This window comes from Streptomyces sp. RK9, assembly GCF_045070545.1.
Lineage (GTDB): Bacteria > Actinomycetota > Actinomycetes > Streptomycetales > Streptomycetaceae > Streptomyces > Streptomyces alboflavus.
The window spans coordinates 2,702,486-2,721,174 of record NZ_CP173704.1; the positions used below are offsets into that span (position 1 = coordinate 2,702,486).

General features: G+C 72.6%; 19 protein-coding genes and 1 pseudogene. 13 read left to right on the plus strand and 7 right to left on the minus strand.

The genetic code is table 11. The annotated features are described in order from the left end of the window. Window positions 1-22 precede the first annotated feature (22 nt). The 7 genes and pseudogenes from AB6L24_RS32315 to AB6L24_RS32345 all read left to right on the plus strand — a co-directional run bounded on the left by AB6L24_RS32315 (window position 23) and on the right by AB6L24_RS32345 (window position 7,442). Window positions 23-367: a DUF3817 domain-containing protein gene (locus AB6L24_RS32315; RefSeq protein ID WP_030361247.1), complete on the plus strand. Its 345-nt coding sequence runs from the start codon at window positions 23-25 to the stop codon at window positions 365-367. Further along, window positions 364-657 (plus strand): MTH1187 family thiamine-binding protein, encoded by a 294-nt coding sequence (locus tag AB6L24_RS32320; RefSeq protein ID WP_087885865.1) that lies wholly within the window; start codon window positions 364-366, stop codon window positions 655-657. The genes AB6L24_RS32315 and AB6L24_RS32320 overlap by 4 nt, the downstream gene beginning before the upstream one ends. A gap of 200 nt (window positions 658-857) precedes the next feature. Beyond that, window positions 858-1,589: pseudogene (locus AB6L24_RS32325) on the plus strand (hypothetical protein); the annotation flags it as partial. A gap of 119 nt (window positions 1,590-1,708) precedes the next feature. Continuing rightward, on the plus strand, window positions 1,709-2,389 hold the full coding sequence (locus AB6L24_RS32330) for a DUF4166 domain-containing protein (RefSeq protein WP_405661197.1): 681 nt from the start codon (window positions 1,709-1,711) through the stop codon (window positions 2,387-2,389). Then, window positions 2,386-3,033, plus strand: a complete 648-nt coding sequence (locus AB6L24_RS32335; protein ID WP_405661199.1) for a TetR/AcrR family transcriptional regulator — start codon at window positions 2,386-2,388, stop codon at window positions 3,031-3,033. Before AB6L24_RS32330 ends, AB6L24_RS32335 begins: the two co-directional genes overlap by 4 nt. Before the next feature lie 622 nt (window positions 3,034-3,655). Beyond that, window positions 3,656-5,458: a glycosyltransferase family 2 protein gene (locus tag AB6L24_RS32340; protein WP_405663488.1), complete on the plus strand. Its 1,803-nt coding sequence runs from the start codon at window positions 3,656-3,658 to the stop codon at window positions 5,456-5,458. 4 nt (window positions 5,459-5,462) lie between these two features. Continuing rightward, a complete protein-coding gene (locus AB6L24_RS32345) occupies window positions 5,463-7,442 on the plus strand; it encodes a galactose oxidase-like domain-containing protein (RefSeq protein ID WP_405661201.1) in 1,980 nt (659 codons plus the stop codon). 52 nt (window positions 7,443-7,494) lie between these two features. On the opposite strand, the gene AB6L24_RS32350 is transcribed toward AB6L24_RS32345, so the two are convergent. The 3 genes from AB6L24_RS32350 to AB6L24_RS32360 form a co-directional block, all read right to left on the minus strand. Beyond that, window positions 7,495-8,253 carry a 2-phosphosulfolactate phosphatase gene (locus tag AB6L24_RS32350; protein ID WP_405661203.1) on the minus strand — a complete coding sequence of 253 codons (759 nt, stop codon included), beginning with the start codon at window positions 8,251-8,253 and terminating at the stop codon, window positions 7,495-7,497. A 107-nt stretch (window positions 8,254-8,360) separates the two neighbouring features. Then, entirely contained in the window at window positions 8,361-9,386 is a 1,026-nt protein-coding gene (locus tag AB6L24_RS32355) for a glycoside hydrolase family 6 protein (RefSeq protein ID WP_405661205.1), read from the minus strand. Window positions 9,387-9,533: 147 nt separating this feature from the next. Further along, a complete protein-coding gene (locus tag AB6L24_RS32360; RefSeq protein WP_405661208.1) occupies window positions 9,534-10,514 on the minus strand; it encodes a DUF5937 family protein in 981 nt (326 codons plus the stop codon). 125 nt (window positions 10,515-10,639) lie between these two features. On the opposite strand from AB6L24_RS32360, the gene AB6L24_RS32365 reads away from it, so the two are divergent. The 4 genes from AB6L24_RS32365 to AB6L24_RS32380 all read left to right on the plus strand — a co-directional run bounded on the left by AB6L24_RS32365 (window position 10,640) and on the right by AB6L24_RS32380 (window position 14,915). After that, window positions 10,640-12,136: an MFS transporter gene (locus tag AB6L24_RS32365; RefSeq protein WP_405661210.1), complete on the plus strand. Its 1,497-nt coding sequence runs from the start codon at window positions 10,640-10,642 to the stop codon at window positions 12,134-12,136. A 10-nt stretch (window positions 12,137-12,146) separates the two neighbouring features. After that, window positions 12,147-12,653, plus strand: a complete 507-nt coding sequence (locus AB6L24_RS32370; RefSeq protein WP_405661212.1) for a MarR family winged helix-turn-helix transcriptional regulator — start codon at window positions 12,147-12,149, stop codon at window positions 12,651-12,653. Window positions 12,654-12,797: 144 nt separating this feature from the next. Then, on the plus strand, window positions 12,798-13,130 hold the full coding sequence (locus AB6L24_RS32375; protein WP_380847723.1) for a DUF3817 domain-containing protein: 333 nt from the start codon (window positions 12,798-12,800) through the stop codon (window positions 13,128-13,130). An 84-nt stretch (window positions 13,131-13,214) separates the two neighbouring features. Beyond that, window positions 13,215-14,915, plus strand: coding sequence for a methylmalonyl-CoA mutase (locus AB6L24_RS32380; RefSeq protein ID WP_405661214.1), 1,701 nt, complete (start codon window positions 13,215-13,217; stop codon window positions 14,913-14,915). A 29-nt stretch (window positions 14,916-14,944) separates the two neighbouring features. On the opposite strand, the gene AB6L24_RS32385 is transcribed toward AB6L24_RS32380, so the two are convergent. After that, window positions 14,945-15,184, minus strand: coding sequence for a hypothetical protein (locus AB6L24_RS32385; RefSeq protein WP_405661216.1), 240 nt, complete (start codon window positions 15,182-15,184; stop codon window positions 14,945-14,947). Next, window positions 15,181-15,402, minus strand: a complete 222-nt coding sequence (locus AB6L24_RS32390; protein ID WP_405661219.1) for a hypothetical protein — start codon at window positions 15,400-15,402, stop codon at window positions 15,181-15,183. Before AB6L24_RS32390 ends, AB6L24_RS32385 begins: the two co-directional genes overlap by 4 nt. A 77-nt stretch (window positions 15,403-15,479) precedes the next feature. On the opposite strand from AB6L24_RS32390, the gene AB6L24_RS32395 reads away from it, so the two are divergent. Continuing rightward, entirely contained in the window at window positions 15,480-16,337 is an 858-nt protein-coding gene (locus AB6L24_RS32395; protein WP_405661222.1) for a Scr1 family TA system antitoxin-like transcriptional regulator, read from the plus strand. Next, the gene (locus AB6L24_RS32400; protein WP_405661225.1) at window positions 16,334-16,531 is read left to right on the plus strand and encodes a DUF397 domain-containing protein; all 198 of its coding nucleotides are present in this window, start codon (window positions 16,334-16,336) and stop codon (window positions 16,529-16,531) included. The genes AB6L24_RS32395 and AB6L24_RS32400 overlap by 4 nt, the downstream gene beginning before the upstream one ends. On the opposite strand, the gene AB6L24_RS32405 is transcribed toward AB6L24_RS32400, so the two are convergent. Both AB6L24_RS32405 and AB6L24_RS32410 read right to left on the minus strand, forming a co-directional pair. Next, window positions 16,528-17,931, minus strand: a complete 1,404-nt coding sequence (locus AB6L24_RS32405) for a sensor histidine kinase (protein ID WP_405661227.1) — start codon at window positions 17,929-17,931, stop codon at window positions 16,528-16,530. The two genes, AB6L24_RS32400 and AB6L24_RS32405, sit on opposite strands and share 4 nt — an antisense overlap. After that, on the minus strand, window positions 17,928-18,656 hold the full coding sequence (locus AB6L24_RS32410) for a response regulator transcription factor (protein ID WP_405661230.1): 729 nt from the start codon (window positions 18,654-18,656) through the stop codon (window positions 17,928-17,930). Before AB6L24_RS32410 ends, AB6L24_RS32405 begins: the two co-directional genes overlap by 4 nt. Between the last annotated feature and the right edge of the window lie 33 nt (window positions 18,657-18,689).

Below are 18,689 nucleotides of genomic sequence, written 5' to 3' on the forward strand. Positions count from 1 at the left end.
GCCCCCGCCCCGAAGGTGACCCGTGGACATCAAGACCGCCTCCGCACTCCGCCGCCTCCGCCTGGTCTCCATTCCCGAGGCCGTGTCCTTCCTGCTGCTCATCGTCTGCTCGGTGCTGAAGCGGACCACGGACTTCAACGCCGTCCCGGCGATGGGCATGATCCACGGCCTGCTCTTCATCCTGTACGTCCTGTTCTGGCTCGACGCCTGGAACCGCACCAAGTGGGACGCCAAGACGGGCATCCTCTACTTCGTCCTCTCCGTGCTGCCCGCCGGCGGCTTCTTCGCCGACCGCAAGCTGAAGCGTGAGGCCGAGGCCGCGGTCATGGCCTCGCGCGCCCGCCGCGAAGGGGTCGTGAACGCATGATCGTCGCCTTCTCCGTGACGCCGCTCGGCGTCGGCGAGGACGTGGGCGAGTACGTCGCCGACGCCGTCCGCGTCGTCCGCGAGTCCGGTCTGCCCAACCGGACCGACGCGATGTTCACGTCGATCGAGGGCGAGTGGGACGAGGTGATGGACGTCGTCAAGCGCGCCGTCGCCGCCGTCGAGGCACGGGCGCCGCGCGTCTCCGTCGTCCTCAAGGCCGACATCCGTCCGGGCGTGACGGACGGGATGACCTCCAAGGTCGAGACGGTGGAGCGCCACCTGTCCGCGTGATCGCCGCGGCCGCTCCGGCCGCCGTTCAAGCCCCCGCCAGGGAGACCCGGCGGGGGCTTTTCGCATGCCCGCGCGGAGTGGTGCCTCCCCCCCCGGCGAGCCGCCGGACCCGTACTTGAGCGACTGCTCAAACTCGCTGTAGATTGCCGCCCATACGATTTGAGCAGTCGCTCAAACAGGGGTCTGCCTGGGGGTTTGTGATGGGCTACGGGAGTCCGCCGAGTCTGTACGTCGAGGCGCTGATCCGCGCCGACCTCGACGCGCTGTGGGAGCGCACGCAGGAGCCCGCGTCCCACCAGCGCTGGGACCTGCGCTTCACGGAGATCGACCACCTGCCCGACGAGCCCGGGGCGCCACAGCGCTTCCGGTACGCGACGCGGGTCCTGCCCTTCCTCACGATCACCGGGACCGGCGTCAGCGCCGGCGAGAAGCGCCGCCCGGACGGGACCCGGACCTCGGCGCTCCGCTTCGCCTCGCCGCACCCGCTGTCGCTGCTCGCCGAGGGCAGCGGCTACTGGCGCTACGTACCGACGGACGACGGCGTCCGCTTCCTCACCGGCTACGACTACCGGCCGCGGTGGGGGCGGGCGGGGGCGCTCGCCGACCGCTTCGCGCTGCGGCCGCTGATGGGCTGGGCGACGGCCTGGTCCTTCGACCGGCTGCGGCTGTGGCTCGAGCGCGGGATCAGCCCTCGGCGGGGGCTCGCGCACGGCCTCTGCGAGGTCGTCGTCCGCGCATCGGTGGCCGTGGCGGCCGGGCTCCTCGCCGGGCCGGCGGTCGGCGTGGTGTTCGCGCTCATGGCCGCGCTCGCCGCCGCCGTCCTCCTGTGCGTCGTGCCGCCGTTGCCGACGACTCCGGCGGCGCGGCGCTGCCTGCGCACGCCCCCCGCGTCCGTGCGCGCCCCACGCCTGCTCGACCGCCTCATCGCACCCGCCGACCACCTCATCGCACCCGCCGACCGCCTCATCGCACCCGCTGACCGCCTCACCGCACCCGCTGACCGCCTCACCGCACTCGCCGACCGCCCGGCCGACTCCGAGGAGCAGCCCGCATGACGTCGATCTTCCGCACCGTGATGGGCGCCGACTTCGAGCGCCTGCACCCGGCGCTCCAGCGGCGCTTCTCCGTCGGGCTCGACAGCGGTGAGGCGTGCATCGGGCAGGGCGTGATGGACCGGATCTGGCACGGGGGCAGCTTCGTGAAGCCGTTCCTCGCGGTCGGCGCGACCCGCAACATCCTCGTCCCGCGCGCGGGCCGGAACATCCCCTTCACCATCGAGAACGTGCCGTACGCCGACTCCTTCGGCCGTGAGACGGTGACCTTCGTGCGTACCTTCCGACTGCCCGGCAGGGCCCGGCGCTTCGACGCCCAGATGGTCCTCGGCCCCCGCGGCGACCGGGTGCTCGACTACCTGGGCACCCATCAGCACCTCGCGAGCGACCTGCACTTCTCCGCGCGGCCCGACGGGTCGCTCGTCATCCGGTCCGGGGCGCACCGGTTCCGCGAGGGCCCGGTGGACGTGCCTGTGCCCGACGTCATCGGGGGCGACGCGGAGGTGCGCGAGTCCTACGACGAACGGTCCGGGCGCTTCCGGATCCGGGTGCGGGTCGTGAACCGGTACTTCGGGCCGCTGTTCGGGTACGAGGGGTCGTTCGCGGCGGTGTACCGGGACGTGCGGGAGTGCGGGGTGCGGGACGGGCTGCGGCCCGTGCGCGAGGAGGTGCGCGCGTGAGCCGCGCGCAGGCGGGGCCCGGGACGCGGGAGAAGCTCCTCGAAGGGGCCGTGCGGACGCTCACCGAGCAGGGGATCGCCAAGACGTCGGCGCGGAGCGTGGCGGCGGCCGCCGGGGTGAACCAGGCGCTCGTCTTCTACCACTTCGGGTCCGTCGACGAACTGCTCTCCGAGGCGTGCCGGTACGCCACGGAGCAGCGGGTCGGCCGCTACCGGGAGCGGCTCGCCGCGATCTCCTCCCTCACCGAACTCCTCGCCTTCGGGCGGGAGATGCACGAGGAGGAGCGGGAGGCGGGGCATGTGGCGGTGCTCGCCCAGCTGCTCGCCGGGGCGCAGACGCAGCCGCGGCTCGCCGCCGCGACGGCCGCGGGCCTCTCCCTGTGGGTCACCGAGGTCGAGCAGGTCCTCGTGCGCGTCCTCGGCTCGACCCCCCTCGGCGACTTCACCGACCCCGTCGGCCTGGCCCGCGCCGTCGCGGCGTCCTTCGTCGGCATCGAACTGTACGAAGGCGTCGACCGCGCCGGGGCCGAGCGTGCCCTGGACGCCCTGGAACAACTGGCCGCCCTGGCCGCGGCCCTGGACGACCTGGGCCCGGTGGCCCAGCGGGCCCTCCGCCACCGCCTGCGCCGCGCGACGCGCCCCTGACCGGCGCCCGGACGCGTTGCCCACACCGCGACGGCACCGTCGGCCGGGGCTGTGCCCACCCTCCCCCAAGCTCTCGGCTTCGCTCGAGCAGGGGGGACCTCCATCGCCCCTGGCGGCCCAGCTGCCCACAGCGGGGGGCTGGGAAGCGGCCCCGCGCGCCTGGCTGTCAGGAACGGGCTTGGCCGAAGGTCGGAGCCGGCCTGCTGACGCCGAACGGCCGTGAGTGGCGCAGGCGGGCCGAGGCCTGCGGACCGGTGGAAACGGGTGGGCGGGTGGGAGGTGTCCGCCGCGGAGCGGCGGGGGCCACGGGCGGCGGGCGGACGCCGGACTGCACCAGGTGGCACGGGCGGCCCGAGGCCTGCGGACCGGTGGAAACGGGTGGGCGGGTGGGAGGGATCCGCCGCGGAGCGGGCGGGCTACGGGCCACAGCCGACGGGCGGACGCCGGACGACAGCAAGGGGCACAGGCGGGCCGCCGGGGCGCGGGCAAGGGGCCCCGGGGCGAGCCCCGTCCCCGAGCGAGCCGCAGGCAAAACCGCTCGCACGGACGCGCCCGGTTCGACACGCCGAGGAATCTCCACTTTTGTGTGGGTATCGGCTTGTTCGATCACCTGGAGGGCGCTGTGCGGCCGGAGGGCTACGACTACGACACCCACAGCCGGCTCGCCGGACCGCTCACCGAGCCGGAGGGCGGTGCCGGCAACGGCGGCGTCCACGCCGGTTACCGGGTGCAGTACCGGCCGCTCCTCGCGCGCGAGCCCCACCGAATACGCGCCCTCCTGCTGATGACGCTGGCCCCCCTCCTGACCGGCGCCCTGCTGGTGTACCTCGTCTGGCCCACCCACTGGACGGAACGTGAGGGCGGCGACCGCTGGCTGGTCGGCCTGGACGTGACGATGCTCGTCGCGATCGGCCTGATCGAGGTGTTCATGCTGGTCAACGTGGTGTCCATCGCACACGCCACGATGGTCGCCCGCGACCCCGTCCCGGTCGTGCCCGAGGAGGGCACCCGCGTCGCGTTCCTCACGACGTACGTGCCGGGCAAGGAACCGCTCACGATGGTGCGCGCCACCCTGGAGGGCGCCGTCCGGATACACCACACCGGACCCCTGGACGTCTGGCTGCTCGACGAGGGCGACGACGACCAGGCGAAGGCGCTCTGCGAGGAGCTGGGCGTACGCCACTTCACGCGCCTCGGCGTCGCGGAGTGGAACCGCAAGAAGGGCCCCCACAAGACCCGCACCAAGCACGGCAACTACAACGCCTGGCTGGCCATGCACGGCGGCGACTACGACTTCTTCGCCTCCGTGGACACCGACCACGTACCGCTGCCGAACTTCCTGGAGCGGATGATGGGCTTCTTCCGCGATCCGGACGTGGCCTTCGTCGTGGGCCCGCAGGTGTACGGGAACTACGTCTCACCCGTCACCAAGGCCGCCGAGTCCCAGCAGTTCCTCTTCCACGCCCTGATCCAGCGCGCCGGCAACCGCTACCGGGCGCCCATGTTCGTCGGCACCAACAACGTCGTGCGCATCGCCGCCCTGCGCCAGGTCGGCGGCCTCTACGACTCGATCACCGAGGACATGGCCACCGGCTTCGAGCTGCACCGGCACAAGAACCCGGTCACCGGACGGCACTGGCGCTCGGTCTACACCCCGGACGTGCTCGCCGTGGGCGAGGGCCCGGCCTCCTGGACGGACTTCTTCACCCAGCAGATGCGCTGGTCGCGCGGCACCTACGAGACGCTGATCAAGCAGTACTGGAAGGCGCCGTTCACGATGCCTCCCGGCCGCCTCTTCTCGTACACGCTGATGCTCGTCTACTACCCGATGACGGCCGTCAACTGGCTGCTCGGCATCCTCAGCTGCGTGCTCTTCCTGTGGTTCGGGGCCTCCGGCACCCAGGTCGCCGCCTCCGTGTGGCTGATGCTCTACAGCGACGCCGCGGCCCTGCAGATCGGGCTCTACCTGTGGAACCGGCGCCACAACGTCTCGCCGCACGAACCCGAGGGCTCCGGCGGCCTGGCCGGGATGGCGATGTCCGCGCTGTCCGCGCCCATCTACGCCAAGTCCCTCGGCGCCGCCACGCTGCGCCGCCCGTGCCGCTTCGTCGTCACCCCCAAGGGCGGCGGGGCCACCCCCGACCGGCTGCTCACCTTCCGCATCCATCTGTTCTGGGCGGTGGTGCTCGCCAGCTCGCTCGTCGCGTCGTTCGTGCTCGACCACACGCACGTCGCGATGCGGACCTGGGCGGTGCTCGCCCTGGCCATCTCGCTGGCGCCGGTCGTGGTCTGGTCCGTCACCGCGGTGCGTGAGCAGCGGGCGCGCAAGGCCGCGGCGGTCCGGCGGCGGCAGGAAAGCAGTGCGGACGCCGACGGCGAGCCGGAGCCCGCCTTCGCCACCGGCACGACGACTGGAGGTAACTGACGCCATGCCCTTTCGGCCCCCCGAGTTCTCCAAGCGCACCAAGAAGATCGTCTTCGGCGTGGGCGCGGGCGCCGTGCTCATCGGCCTCAACGCCCCCGCCGCCGTCTCCTTCGCCGAGGAGAAGTACCACGCGTACAAGATCTCCCGGCCCGGCTACATGAAGAAGTACGGGTCGTGGCAGCAGGTCGGCATTCCCAAGGAGTTCCGCACCAACGCCATCCACGCCGCCCTCCTGCACACCGGGAAGGTCCTGATCGTCGCCGGGTCGGGGAACGAGCAGGAGAAGTTCGACGCCGGGTCCTTCGACACCGTCCTGTGGGACCCGGAGAAGAACACCTTCAAGAAGATCGACACCCCCGAGGACTTCTTCTGCTCGGGCCACGCCCAGCTCCCCGACGGCCGCCTCCTGGTCGCGGGCGGCACCGCGCGCTACGAACTCCTCGACGGCGAGGTGGAGCGGGCCGGCGGCGGCATGCGGGTCAAGAACGAGAACCCGGACAAGCCCGTCGTCCTGAAGAAGGGCACCAAGTTCCGCTCGCCGTCCGGCGTCGAGTACGTCAGCCGGTTCGACGTGACGGTCCCCAAGGCCGAGCGGGACTTCGAGATCACGTACTCCAAGTCGGGCGCGATGCAGCCCTGGAAGACGAAGGTCGTCGCGAGCGAGGCCCGGGTCTTCGTGGAGGCCGTCCGCGAGGGCGCGCCCGCGGTCACGGAGAAGTCCGCGCAGTACGAGATCGAGGGGCTGACCGGCAAGGAGGCCGACAACACGTACGGCATCGCCGAGAAGCTCACCATGGACAAGCAGGACTTCCAGGGCATCAGGGCGGCCTACGAGTTCGACCCGGTCGCGGAGAAGTACATCGCCGTGGAGCCGATGGACAAGGCCCGCTGGTACCCCACCCTGGTCGGCCTGGAGGACGGCCGGGTGCTCGCCGTGTCCGGGCTCGACGACGTCGGCGTCATCGACCCCGGCGACAACGAGATCTACGACCCGAAGACGAAGAAGTGGACCGACGGCCCCAAGCGCTACTTCCCGACCTACCCGGCGCTGTTCCTCACCAAGGGCGGCAAGCTCTTCTACCCCGCCTCCAACGCCGGTTACGGGCCCGCCAAGAAGGGCCGCGCGCCCGGCCTGTGGGACCTGAAGACCAACAAGTTCGAGAAGGTGCCAGGACTCACCGACCTCGACCAGACCGAGACGTCCGGGTCGGTGCTGCTCCCGCCCGCCCAGGACCAGAAGGTGATGATCCTCGGCGGCGGCGGGGTCGGCGAGTCCAAGAAGGCCACCAAGCGCACCGCCGTCATCGACCTGAAGCAGGACAACCCGGCCTTCAGGACCGGGCCCGAACTGCCCCAGGGCACGCGCTACCTGAACAGCGTCCTGATGCCGGACGACTCGGTGTTCACCACCAACGGCTCGTCCGACTACCGCGGCCGCAGCGCGAGCAACATCCTCAAGGCCCAGTTCTACGACCCGAAGGGCGACGCGGGCCGGGGCGCCTTCCGTGCCGCCGCCGACCCGAAGGTCGGCCGCAACTACCACTCCGAGGCGCTGCTGCTGCCCGACGGGCGCGTCGCCACCTTCGGCTCCGACCCGCTCTTCGACAACGAGCAGAACACCAAGCTCGGCCACTTCGAGCAGCGCATGGAGATCTTCACGCCGCCGTCCCTGCACAAGTCCGGCAAGAACCGGCCCGTGCTCGGCGAGGGCCCCGGCGTGCTGCCCGCCGACGGCCGCGCGACGTTCCGCACCGCGCACCCGGAGAAGCTGGTCTCGGCCCGGCTCATGCGGCCGAGCGCCGTCACGCACACCACGGACGTGGAGCAGCGCTCGATCGCGCTCGGGCTCACCAAGGGGCCGGGCTCGGTGACGGTGGACGTGCCCCGCGAGGACGCGGCCCTCGTGCCGCCCGGCTGGTACATGCTGTTCGTGACGGACGCGGCCGGGGCGTCGTCGGAGGCGAAGTGGGTGCACGTGAAGTAGCGGCCCCCGTGATGTGAGGGCGGGGTGGGACCGGGTGTCCCGCCCCGCCCCTTCACTTGGCCGCCACGAACGCCCCGTGCGTGAGCACCGGCACCACCGTGCACGCGTCCAGCTCCGTCGCGATGGCCACGTCCTCCGCGTAGCCGCCGTCGGCCAGCTCCCGGCCCGAGGAGCAGGACGCCACCGCGTCCCCCACGTCCACCGCCGCCACGAACGCCGAAGCGGCCGACGCGGCCTCCGGGGAGAGCGCCGTGCCGCCGCGGTCCCGCAGCGCGGTGATCACGGCCCCCGCGCCGAGCAGGTCCTCCAGGGCGGGCCGCAGCGTGCCGTCGGGCCAGCGCTCGCCCGAGGCGATCACGCCGACGGGGTGCTCGGGGGTGCCGTGGCCCCGGTCGGCGAGCCACCGGCCGACGGCGGTCGCGTTGCGCAGCGATCCGGCGGCGATGTCGGCGCCGCCCGCCGACGCCGCGATGGCCGAGCCGTTGGGCGAGGGGAGGACCAGGCGCGGGGCGAGCGGGGCGCGGCGCAGGGCGGCGGGGGACAGGGACCAGGGGCTGGCCTCGGTGACGGCCCTGCGGCCCACCGCGAGCCGGGCGTCCATCTGGCGGGCGAACGCCGTCGCGCTCTCGTCGCGCCACGGATAGGGGAAGACCCGGGAGCCGGACTCGACGGCGACCGACACCGACGTCGTGAACGACAGGACGTCGACGATCACCAGACTGGAGACGGCGGGCGCGAGGCGTTTCGCTCCGGCCGTGCCCCACTCGAACCGTACGCCGTAGCCCGCCTGCGAGAAGTCTTCACGCCCCATGCGCCCTCAGGCTGCCAGGTGGCCGGTGCCTTTGGCCAGCGTGGCCAAAGGCCTTTCCCGGTACGCGAGTTGACCTCCACAGACCGTCCACTCGATCATCAGATCGGCTACGCCTTCGCGTTGCGCACGAGCCCGAGCGCGTAGTCCGGCCACCACTGTCCGGCGGCGGGGCCGCCCCGGCAGGGGCCGTCGGAGTCGCCGGGCCGCTTGATCCACAGGTAGGCGTCGAGGAGCGGGTCGCCGGTGCGGTCGGTGGGCGGGGTGCCGAGGCCGCGTCCGGGCGGGTTGCACCAGGCGTCCTGGCGGTCCCCGGCGAGCGGGCCCTTGCCGTTGCGGCTGCTGTCCATCACGAAGTGCTTGCCGCCGACCGTGGCGGCGAGCTGACGTCCGTACGCCTTGACGGTCGTGTCGCCCTGGAAGTTGGAGACGTTCAGCGAGAAGCCGTCGGCCCGGTCGATGCCCGCCCGCTGGAGCGGCAGGGTGAGCTTGCGCGCGTCGTTGATCCAGCCGGGGTTGCCCGCGTCCAGGTAGACCTTGACGTTCGGCTGCCGCTTGAGGCGTTCGATCGCCTCCGACAGGAGCTCGTAGCGCTCCTCGTGGTACTGGGCGGGCGTGCAGCCGTCCACGATGTGCGGGATGGCGTCCGGCTCCAGGACCACGAGTGCCTTGCTCCGCCCGATGGCGTCGGCGAACGCGCCGAGCCACTGGCGGTAGTACGCGGCGTCCTGGGCGCCGCCCGCCGAGTGCTGGCCGCAGTCGCGGTGCGGGATGTTGTACGCCACGAGTACCGCCGTGCGGCCCTCGTCCGCCGCGCCCGCGGTGGCCTTCGCGATGTCGGGCGCCGGGTCGTCCCCGGCCGGCCACACCGCCATCGGCTGCTCGGCGATCCGGCGCAGCGCCTCGGCGTCCTGCGTACGGCCCTCCTGCTGCCACTGTCTGACCTGCCGCGCCGCCTCGCTCTGCGGGTCGACCCAGAAGCGGTGCTGCGCGGAGCGCGCCGCCTCGGGCCGGGCGGCGGGCGTCCCCTCGTCCTTCTTCTCCCCGCCCGGTTCCGACCCGGAGGAGCACCCCGCCGCGAGCCCTAGGACCGCGACGGCCGTGAGTGCCGTGAACGTACGGAGCAGCCGGTGCATCCAGACCCCTTGAGCGACGGTGTCGACGGTGACGGGCAGGCGAGTCGTGCGGCAATCGTGACATAAGGGATCAATCGTCCCCGTGTACGACACCGCGCGGCGCCGCCGCAGTCAGCCGCCCGCGCCCGGCCGCCCCGCCCGCGGCCGTCAGCCGCCCGCCGCGAGCGCGATCCCGAGCGGGGTCCGCTCGTACAGGACCTGGTGCCCGTACCGGCGCGAGGTGAGCAGGCCCGCGTCCCGCAGCGCCGTCAGGTGGGCCGAGACCGACGAGGGGGCCAGGGCCAGGCGGTGGGCGAGGGCCGAGGTGCCCGCGGGTTCGGCGAGGGCGGTGAGGACGGCCGCGCGGTTGCGGCCGAGGAGGCGGGCGAGGGCGTCCGGGGCGTGGTCGGCCGGGGCGCTCCACAGTCCGGCGAGACCCCGGGCCGGGTACACCAGGGTCGGCTGCCAGGGCGGGTCGTAGCCGCTGATCACGTCCGGCCAGCTGAAGACGCTGGGCATCAGGACCAGGCCGCGCCCGTCCAGGTCCCGCACGTGCCGCCCGCGCCACTGCGCCGTCAGCGTCCCGGAGTCCCAGGCGAGGCGGCGGTCGAGCTCGGGAAGCAGGGCGCCGAGGCCGACCTCCGCGAGGCGCCGGGAGTGGTACGCCACGTCGGCTTCGAGCAGGGCGCGGAGGCGGGGCCAGTACGGCTCGACCAGCGCGTGCCAGGCGCCCTCCAGGGCGTCCGCCAGCTCCCGCACCGCCCGCGCCGGGTCGTCCAGGAGCCGTCGCCCGAGCGGGCTCGCCGTCGCCCCCGGCGTCTCCGCGAGGGCCCCCGCCATGTCGTCCCTGGCCGCGTCGGGGTCGGCCGCCCGCACCGCCGCGATCTCCTCGTCGAACCCCGTCGCCGGGCCGAGCGGCGGCGGCCCGAGGAAGTCCGGGCTGTGCCCGCACGACGGCATCAGCAGCCACACGGCCTCCAGGTCGAGCCCCGCCCCCGCCTCCTTGATCCGCCGCAGCCACCCCGGGTGGTACGCGTGCCGCTCGCGCCGCTTCAGCGTCCGCACCGCCTCCTGCGTCTCCCACAGGGGCGACACGGCGAACCGGCACCGCAGCAGATCGTCCTCCCCGAACCGCAGCTCGAAGGGCACGGCCCGTCCTCCTCCCCTCGTGCCGCTCGCGCCGTCGACGTCGGACCCCGTGTGCCGTCGGCGCCGAAGATTCGGCTGGAGCCGAAACTTTAGGGACCGGCGCCGGGCCCCGCCAGGGTGAGCGCATGAGCGACGGAGGCGGGGCTGAGGCGACGGGCGTGGACGCGGGCACGGGGGAGAGGGGCGTGGCGCGCGCGGCGCCGGGGCGGTGCAGGGGTGGGCCGGGCTCGGCGGACGACTTCGGCTCCGTCGGCCCGGAGCCCGGTCCCGGAGGTGCGGACGCGCGGGCCGAGGAGTCCTCCGCCGTGCGGTGCCCGGTCCCGGACGCGGGTGCGAGGCCGGACGAGGGGCGGGCGAGAGACGGGTACGGGCGGGTCTTCGCCGTCGCCGAGTTCCGGGTCGTGTTCGTCGCGCACGCGCTGTCGCTGCTCGGGGTGGTCGTCAGCGAGATCGCGCTGACGGTGCTCGTGTACGACCTCACCGGGTCGCCCCTGCTCAGCGCGCTGGCGTTCGCGCTGGGGATGCTGCCGTACCTCGTGGGCGGGACGCTGTTCGCCGGGGTCGCCGACCGGTATCCGCCGCGCCGGGTCCTCGTCGGCTGCGACCTGGTGTGCGCCGGGTGTGCCGCGCTGATGGCGCTGCCCGCGACACCGGTCGCCGGACTGCTCGCGCTGCGCTGTCTGATCGCCGCCGTCTCGCCGGTGTTCAACGGCACCCGGATGGCGACGCTCACCGACGTCCTCGGCGACGGCGACCTGTTCGTGCTCGGGCGTTCGCTGCTGCGGATGGTCTCGCAGAGCGCCGTCCTCGTCGGCTTCGGGCTCGGGGGCGTGCTGCTCACCGTCGTGTCTCCGCGCGGGGCGCTCGTCATCACGCTGGTGACGTTCCTCGCGTCGGCGCTGCTCCTTCGCACCGGCACGAGGCGGCGGCCCGCGCGCGGGGGCGGCCGGGGGAGCGGGGGCGGGGACGCCGCGCTCCTGCGGTACTCGCTCGCGGGTGCCCGTGAGGTGCTCGGGCACCGGCGGATCCGCGCGCTGCTGCTCCTGCTCTGGGCGCCCCCGATGTTCGTGGTCGCCCCCGAGGCCCTCGCCGCCCCGTACGCCGAGCAGATCGGTGTCGGCACCGCCGGGGTCGGCCTGCTGATGTGCGCGATGCCCGTCGGCACCATCGCGGGCGAGGTGTACGCGGGGTCCGCGCTCAGCCCCGCCGCCCGCTCCCGCATCGTGCTGCCGCTGGCCGCGACCACGCTGCTCCCGCTGCTCGCGTACGCCTTCACCCCCGGCCTCGCCTGGGCGCTGCCCGCCCTCGTGCTCGCCGGAGCCGGAGCGGCGTACACGCTCGGACTCGACCGCTGGTTCGTCGACGCCGTGCCACCGGAGCTGCGCGGCCGGGCGATGACCGTGCACACGGCGGGCCTGATGACCCTCCAGGGCGTCGGCATGGCGCTCGCCGGGCTCGCCGCCGAGTTCTTCGCCGTCAGCACGGTGGTCGCGGGCGCGGGCGTGCTCGGCACCGGGTGCTGTCTGCTCCTGGTCCACGAGGTCCGGTCGACGGGACGGCAGGAGGCGAACGCGCTACCGAATCCTGAGACTGGGGCTGACCGGTATGTGACCGGCGGCTAAGGTCGACGCTGTGCCGAAGCCGCTCAGTCTCCCCTTCGATCCCATCGCCAGAGCCGACGAACTCTGGAAGCAGCGCTGGGGTTCCGTGCCCGCGATGGGCGCCATCACCTCGATCATGCGCGCGCACCAGATCCTGCTCGCCGAGGTCGACGCGGTCGTCAAGCCGTACGGACTGACCTTCGCGCGCTACGAGGCCCTGGTGCTGCTGTCCTTCTCCAAGGCGGGCGAGCTGCCGATGTCCAAGATCGGCGAGCGGCTGATGGTGCACCCGACGTCCGTCACGAACACGGTGGACCGGCTCGTCCGGTCCGGGCTCGTGGACAAGCGGCCGAACCCGAACGACGGGCGCGGCACGCTCGCGTCCATCACGGAGAAGGGGCGCGAGGTCGTCGAGGAGGCGACGCGGGAGCTGATGGCGATGGACTTCGGGCTCGGCGTCTACGACGCGGAGGAGTGCGGGGACATTTTTGCGATGTTGCGGCCCCTGCGGGTTGCTGCGCAGGACTTCGACGTTTAGCCCTATGGGGCTGCGCCCCTGTCCCCCCTTTGTCAGCCCTTCGGGCCTCGTCCCCAAACGCCGGACGGGCTGGATTTCGGCCCTCGTCGTCGGGGAAAAGGGGCAGCTGAAGATCGCGTGGGGGAGCGGGCTACGCTCGTAGCCATGAAACGCAGCGTGCTGACCCGCTATCGGGTAATGGCCTACGTCACCGCCGTCATGTTGTTGATCCTGTGCGCCTGCATGGTGGCCAAGTACGGCTTCGACAAGGGTGAGGGCCTGACGCTCGCGGTCTCCCAGATCCACGGCGTCCTCTTCATCATCTACCTGGTCTTCGCCTTCGACCTCGGCTCCAAGGCGAAGTGGCCGTTCGGCAAGCTGCTCTGGGTCCTTGTGTCCGGCACCATTCCCACGGCCGCCTTCTTCGTCGAGCGCAACGTCGTCCGCGAGGTCGAGCCGCTGCTCACGGACGCCGCGACCCCGCTCGCCAAGGCCTGAGGGACCCGCGCCGCACCCCCGCCACGGCTGGTCCGTGGCGGTTGGCCATCGACTTTTACTAGGACGTCCAAGTAAATTGGTGGCATGGACGCTGACGCCATCGCAGAGGGCCGCCGTCGCTGGCAGGCCCGGTACGACGCCGCGAAGAAGCGCGACGCCGATTTCACGACGCTCTCCGGAGACCCGGTCGAGCCTGCCTACGGGCCCCGGCCCGGGGACACCTATGACGGCTTCGAGCGCATCGGATGGCCCGGCGAGTATCCGTTCACGCGCGGCCTGTACCCCACGGGGTATCGCGGGCGTACGTGGACGATCCGCCAGTTCGCGGGCTTCGGCAACGCCGAGCAGACGAACGAGCGGTACAAGATGATCCTCGCCGCCGGCGGCGGCGGTCTGAGCGTCGCCTTCGACATGCCGACGCTCATGGGGCGCGACTCCGACGACCCGCGCGCCCTCGGCGAGGTCGGCCACTGCGGCGTCGCCATCGACTCCGCCGCCGACATGGAGGTCCTGTTCAAGGACATCCCGCTCGGCGACGTCACGACGTCGATGACGATCAGTGGCCCCGCCGTCCCGGCCTTCTGCATGTACCTGGTCGCCGCCGAGCGGCAGGGCGTCGACCCGGGCGTCCTGAACGGCACGCTCCAGACCGACATCTTCAAGGAGTACATCGCGCAGAAGGAGTGGCTCTTCGAGCCCGAGCCCCACCTGCGCCTCATCGGCGACCTGATGGAGCACTGCGCCCGCGACATCCCCGCCTACAAGCCCCTCTCCGTCTCCGGGTACCACATCCGCGAGGCCGGGGCGACGGCCGCGCAGGAGCTGGCGTACACCCTCGCGGACGGCTTCGGGTACGTGGAGCTGGGCCTGAGCCGGGGCCTCGACGTCGACGTCTTCGCCCCCGGCCTCTCCTTCTTCTTCGACGCCCACGTCGACTTCTTCGAGGAGATCGCCAAGTTCCGGGCCGCCCGCCGGATCTGGGCGCGGTGGATGAAGGAGGTGTACGGCGCCAAGACGGACAAGGCGCAGTGGCTCCGCTTCCACACCCAGACGGCCGGGGTCTCGCTCACCGCGCAGCAGCCGTACAACAACGTCGTGCGGACGGCCGTCGAGGCCCTCGCCGCCGTCCTCGGCGGTACCAACTCCCTCCACACCAACGCCCTCGACGAGACCCTCGCCCTGCCCAGCGAGCAGGCCGCCGAGATCGCGCTGCGCACCCAGCAGGTCCTCATGGAGGAGACTGGGGTGGCCAATGTGGCCGACCCCCTCGGCGGTTCCTGGTACGTCGAGCAGCTCACCGACCGCATCGAGGCCGACGCCGAGAAGATCTTCGAGCAGATCAAGGAGCGGGGGCGCCGGGCGCACCCCGACGGGCAGCACCCCATCGGCCCCATCACCTCCGGCATCCTGCGCGGCATCGAGGACGGCTGGTTCACCGGCGAGATCGCCGAGTCCGCCTTCCAGTACCAGCGGGCCCTGGAGAAGGGCGACAAGCGGGTCGTCGGCGTCAACGCCCACCACGGCTCCGTGACCGGTGACCTGGAGATCCTCCGCGTCAGCCATGAGGTGGAGCGCGAGCAGGTGCGCGTCCTCGCCGACCGCAAGGACCGGCGCGACGACGCCCGGGTCCGGGCCTCCCTCGACGCGATGCTCGCCGCCGCCCGCGACGGCTCCAACATGATCGCCCCCATGCTGGACGCGGTCCGCGCGGAGGCCACCCTCGGGGAGATCTGCGGGGTGCTGCGGGACGAGTGGGGCGTGTACGTGGAGCCGCCGGGCTTCTAGCCCGCTCGCGCCCCGCGGGGCGGCCGCGCCTACGCGTGCCGCCGCCCCGCCCGGCCGATGCCCCGCAGGCGCTGCGCGTGCAGCCGCGCCAGCGCGAGGAGTTGGCGCCGCTCCCAGGCCGTCGCCGGGCGCAGGTGGCGGTAGTGGACCCGCCACGTCATGCCCGTCGGCCGGTCCAGGCGGACGAACACGCCGTCCGTCTGCCGCACGGTGCCCGGCATCCCGTACGCCCGGTCGTAGGCCACCGCCCCGGGTCGGTATGCGATCACAGCAGCTCACCCCGGCTGCGCGCGTTCGCCCTCGCCGTCCCGGCGCACAACTGCTGTGCGGGCGTGGCCGGTTCGACGTGCTCGGGCGCGACGGTCCACTCCCGCCCGCCAGTCGCCGGGCGCAGGGACCACACCCCGCACCACTCTCCCCGGAACTCGCCGATCAGGTCGCGGGACACGTCTCGTACGAGGGTGCCCGTGGGCGGAGCGTCACGCATGGTCATACCTCTCCGTAGCGGTTCCACTACCAAGGGTCTTCAGCGTGACCTAGGGTTGGCTTGTCTTCAACTTGCGCATGTTGCTTGGAGAGTTGGGTGATGGGTCGTTGAACCGCAAGGAATTGAACCCGGAGGAATCGCCCGGCGCACGGTTTGGGCAGCGCCTTCGCGCGCTGCGCGATGAGCGGGGGTGGACGCAGGACGAACTCGCCGCGCGGCTCGGTTGCTCCGGAACGCATGTGTCGGCCGTGGAAACTGGCCGCCGTTCCCCAACTCTCCGGTTTGCGGCAAGCGTTGACAGGGCTTTCGGTACGGGTGACAGGTTCCAGCGGCAGAGCCGAGCTGCGCGGCACACGGCGCTGATCGAAGGGTTCCCGGAGTACGTCGCCCATGAGGGGCGGGCGGCGGAAGTCCGGTTGTACGAGGTGGGTGTCGTGCCTGGGCTGCTCCAGACCCCTGAGTACGCGGCGGCGCTGGAAGCGGATGCCGTGCGGCGGGAAGCGATCACCTCGGAGCAGGCCGAGGAGCGGGTCGACCTGCTGGTCCGACGGCAGGCCACTCTCGTACGGTCGCCGTCGCCTTTGATCTTCGCGGTGCTCGACGAAGGGTGCATCCGCCGCCCCATGGGAACGGCGGCTGTCATGGAGGCCCAGTTCACGCGCCTGCTCGACTTTGCTGAGCTGCCGAACACGGTGCTGCAGGTCGCGCCGTTCTCGATGGGAGCGCGCAGACCGTTCAGCCTGCCCGTCACCGTGCTCACGATGCCCGACCGCTCACTCATGTCGTACGCGGAGTCCACCCACCGCGGTCATCTGGAGCGCGAAAGCACGTTCGTATTGCCCATCCTGGCGGCCTACCATCAACTACAGGCCGAAGCGCTGTCTCAGGCAGCATCCGTGACCTTGATCCAAGAGCTACGAAAGGGCACGTCGTGACTACCGAATCCCCCCTCTGGTTCACGTCTTCCTACAGCGGTAACGGCGGCCAGTGCATAGAACTCGCCGTCAACCTCGTAGCCGCACACGGCATAGTCCCCATCCGCGACTCCAAGCACCCCGACGGCCCCGTCCTCACCGTCCCCGCCTCCGCGTTCGCCGACTTCGTCGACGGTGTGAAGGCCGGGCTCTAGGCAGGCCACGTAAGACGGAACAACGCGCCCCCGCCGGGCGCGTGTTCCGCCGTCAGTTCCGCGCCGTGGGCCCGTGCGATCTGGCGGGCCATGGCCAGGCCGAGGCCGGAGCCGGGCAGGGCGCGGGCCTTCTCGGCGCGGTAGAAGCGGTCGAAGACGTGGGGGAGGTCCTCCGGGGCGATGCCGGGGCCGTGGTCGCGGACGGCGAGGCCCGTGGTGGTCAGGGAGACTTCGACGCTCGCCCCGGCCGGACTGAACTTCGCCGCGTTGTCCAGGAGGTTGGTGACGAGGCGGGAGAGGCGGGACGGCACCCCGGGCAGGGTGCGGTCGGCCGCGCCGGGAGCGGCGTCGTAGGTGAAGACGATCGCGGGCCAGTGCTCGCGCGCCGCGTTCACGACGTGCTCGACCAGCGGAGCGACCCGTACCTCCTCCAGGAGCGGCTGCGGCTCCTCGTCGCGGGCCAGCTCGATCAAGTCGTTGACCATGCCGGTGACTTCACGCAACTGACGGCCGAGCGCGGCCGAAGCGCGGTCCCGCTGCTCCGCCGTCAGGCGATCGGCGCGGGCGAGGAGCTCCGCGTTCGTACGCAGCGACGTCAGCGGCGTACGCAGCTCGTGGGAGGCGTCGGCGACGAGGCGGCGGCGCGCCGTGACCGAGTCCTCCAGCTCGCCGAGCATGGTGTTGAAGGCGGTGGCGAGCCGCGTCACCTCGTCCTCGCCGCGTCCGCCGCGCGGTCCTGGTGGCAGCTCGATGCGGTGCCGGGCGTCCCGCGTCGCCGCGATCCGCTCCGCCGTGGCGGTGAGGCGCGCGACGGGCGCGAGGCCCGTCCGCGACACCCAGTAGCCGCCGACCGCCGACAGCAGCACCCCCGCCCCGCCCACCACAGCGAGGATCGCGGCGGTCTGCCGCACCCCGCGCTCGGCGATGTCGGCCCGCATGGCGACCTGCACGGCCGCGCCCTTGCCGTAGTGGGTGGTGAGCATCCGCCCCGGCTTGCCGTCGGGCAGGGTGAAACTCGTGTAGTACGGCGTCAGTTCACCGGCGGCGACCTGCCGGGTCGAGCGCGCCACGGGCAGCAGGTACGGCTTCTTCGGGTCGTCGGCCGGGTCCGCGGGGACGACCTGCGTGCAGGCGGGCGCGCCGAGGAAGCGGCACTCGCCGGTGAGCACGCCGTAGTCCTTGTCGTACTCGTGCTGCTGCGCGACCAGGGTCGCGGTCTGGGCGAGGTTCTGGTCGAGCTGCTGGTACAGCTTGTAGCGGATCACGAAGAAGGACGCGACGCAGACGCAGACCGCGACCAGCGCGACCGCCGCGGACGCGGCCACCGCGAGCCTCGTACGCAGCGGACGGCGCCGCCGCCAGCGCGCCCCCAGCCTGCGGTCGGCGCGGCGGCCGGTCACGGCGAGCCCAGCCGGTAGCCGACGCCGTGCACGGTGTGCACGAGCCGCGCCTCGCCGCCGGACTCCAGCTTGCGGCGCAGATAACCGACGTACACGGCGAGGGAGTTGGAGTCCGGGCCGAAGTCGCGGCCCCACACGGCCTCGTGGATCAGCTCGCGCGGCAGGACCTGGCCCGCGTTGCGCAGGAGCAGTTCGAGCAAGGTGGCCTCGGTGCGGCTGAACTCGATGCGGCGGCCGTCTCGCACCCCGGTGCGGGTGCGTACGTCGAGAGACAGATCGCCGTACGCGAGGGCGTCGTCGTCGTGTCCGCCTGGCCCTGCCGGGTCCGGGGCCGCGCGGCGGAGAAGCGCGCGGACGCGGGCGACCAGCTCGTCCAGCGCGAAGGGCTTGACCAGATAGTCGTCGGCCCCCGCGTCCAGGCCGTCCACGCGGTCGCTCACCGAGTCCAGGGCCGTCAGGACGAGCACCGGCGTCCGGTCGCCCGCCGCGCGCAGCCTGCGGCACACGGCGAGCCCGTCGAGCACCGGCATCAGCACGTCGAGGACGAGCAGGTCCGGCTCCCACCGGGCCACCGCCGTCAGGGCCCGGTGCCCGTCGGCGGCGCCGCGCACGTGGTGGCCCTCGACGGTCAGCGCGTCCTCGACGGCGGCACGCACCTCCGGGTCGTCGTCGACGACGAGGATCTTGGTGGGCGGCCCGGAGGGCACGGAGGCCAAGGGGGTCATGCGGGGCCTCCCGGGGCGGGAGTGACGGGGCTC